The organism is Pseudoduganella buxea (assembly GCF_009720835.1).
GTDB classification, from domain to species: Bacteria; Pseudomonadota; Gammaproteobacteria; order Burkholderiales; family Burkholderiaceae_D; genus Rugamonas; species Rugamonas buxea.
Window position 1 is genome coordinate 1 of the sequence record NZ_WNKZ01000201.1, and the last position, 1,818, is coordinate 1,818.

Genomic DNA, 1,818 nt, shown 5'->3' on the forward strand with positions numbered 1-1,818 from the left:
GGCACGACGCCGGCGCCGCCCACGCCGCAGGAGACGGGCACGCCGGCCAATGTGCCGCTGTCGAGCTCGCAGCCGGGCCCGGCCACCAGTGTTACGCAGCCGGCCGTGCCGGCCGCGGTCGAGCAGCCGGCCACGCAGCCTTCGCCGCAGCCGAACCAGCTGAACCAGCAGAACCTGCAGAATCAGCAGAATCAGCAACCGCAACCGGCGCCGCCGACCCGGCAATGAACACGGTAGTCCAAACGCGCCGGCGCGGTTTCACGCTGATCGAGCTGCTCGTTACGCTGGCCATCCTTGGCCTGTTGGGCTCGCTTGCGATCCCCGCCGCCCAGGTGACGATCCAGCGCCGCAGCGAACAGGAGCTGCGCACGTCGCTGCACCTGATCCGCAAGGCGCTGGACGAGCATAAGCAGGCCTATGACGATGGCCGCATCGCCAAGACCATCGGCAGCAACGGCTACCCGAAAAGCCTGGAACAGCTGGTCGAAGGCGTCCCGGACCTGCGCAACCCGAAGCGGGCCAAGATCTTTTTCCTGCGCCGGGTGCCGCGCGATCCGTTCAACAACGACAGCGAGCTGACGGGGGCGCAGACCTGGGGCAAGCGCAGCTATGCCAGCGAGGCGGACGACCCGCGCGAAGGGGAAGATGTGTTCGACGTGTATTCGACTTCCGACAAGGTAGGCCTGAACGGCATACCGTACCGCAAATGGTGAACATGATGAACGGCGGGCACAAGCCGCAGCGGGGCTTCACCTTGATCGAGCTGCTGGTGGTGCTGGGCATTATCGCGCTGCTGCTGACCCTGGCCGTGCCGCGCTACTTCCCCAGCGTCGACAAGACGAAGGAAACCATCCTGGCCGACAACCTGCGCAACACGCGCGGCGTCATCGACCAGTTCTATGGCGACACGGGCCGCTACCCGGACTCGCTGGAGCAGCTGGTGGAAAAGAAGTACCTGCGTGCGCTGCCCGTCGACCCCATCACGGAGCGCAACGACAGCTGGCAGCTGCTGCCGCCGGAAGACCCGGGCAAGGGCGGCGTGGCCGACATCAAGAGTGGAGCACCGGGCAATGACCGCAGCGGCAGGCCGTATTCGGAGTGGTGATGCGTGCCGTGTCGGGGCGGGCAGGGGCGCGCGGCGCCGGCTGCCCCGTGCCGCCCGTGGGTTTACCTATGTCAGCGTCATCATCCTCGTCGCCATCATCGGCCTCGTCACGGCCACCACCTTGCGCCTGGGCGCCACGATGCAGCGCGCTGCCGCCGAGCGCGAGCTGCTGTATATCGGCGAGCAGTACAGCGAAGCACTGAAGAGCTATGCCGCCGCCACGCCGGCCGGCCAGCCGCAACAACCCCCGACGATGAAGGAACTGCTGAAGGACCCCCGGTTCCCGGGTGTGCGGCGGCACCTGCGCAAGATCTTCGTCGACCCCATGACGGGCTCGGCCGACTGGGGCGTCATCTACATGGGCGACAAGGTGGGCGTGCTGGGCATCCACAGCCTGTCGACGGCCCAGCCGATCAAGGTGAGCAACTTCCCCGCCCGGTTCCAGGCCTTCGAAGGCAAGCAGAAGCTGTCCGACTGGGTGTTCACCTTCAACGGCCAGGAAGCGCCGCCGCCGGGCCAGGTCAAGCCGGGCCAGGGTACGCCACAACCGGGCACGCCCATGACAGGCAGTCCCGTGACGGGCACGCCCATGACGGGCGCGGGCGGGCAGGGCACGAACCAGCCGGCTGGCTCGCCGCCGACCGGCACACCCACGAATTTGCCGGCGACGCCGGATCGGCCGGGCGCGCCGCCTGTGCAGCAGCCCGCGCGGC

At 68.2% G+C, this 1,818-nt stretch carries 3 protein-coding genes and 1 pseudogene; all 4 read left to right on the plus strand.

The window, feature by feature from the left end:
* Positions 1-228 (plus strand): annotated as a pseudogene (locus tag GM672_RS28585) (hypothetical protein); the annotation flags it as partial.
* Complete coding sequence (locus GM672_RS27530; protein ID WP_155473676.1) at positions 225-713, plus strand: type II secretion system protein; 489 nt, start codon at positions 225-227, stop codon at positions 711-713. The pseudogene GM672_RS28585 and the gene GM672_RS27530, both read left to right, overlap by 4 nt.
* The gene (locus tag GM672_RS27535; RefSeq protein WP_155473677.1) at positions 707-1,105 is read left to right on the plus strand and encodes a type II secretion system protein; all 399 of its coding nucleotides are present in this window, start codon (positions 707-709) and stop codon (positions 1,103-1,105) included. Before GM672_RS27530 ends, GM672_RS27535 begins: the two co-directional genes overlap by 7 nt.
* Positions 1,071-1,818 (plus strand): type II secretion system protein (locus tag GM672_RS27540; RefSeq protein ID WP_155473678.1); only part of this gene is annotated, 748 nt, incomplete at its 3' end. The genes GM672_RS27535 and GM672_RS27540, both read left to right, overlap by 35 nt.

Coding starts and splice junctions, on each gene's coding strand:
- GM672_RS27535 (WP_155473677.1), top strand. CDS start 707: ATGGTGAACATGATGAACGGCGGGCACAAGCCGCAGCGGGGCTTCACC.
- GM672_RS27530 (WP_155473676.1), top strand. CDS start 225: ATGAACACGGTAGTCCAAACGCGCCGGCGCGGTTTCACGCTGATCGAG.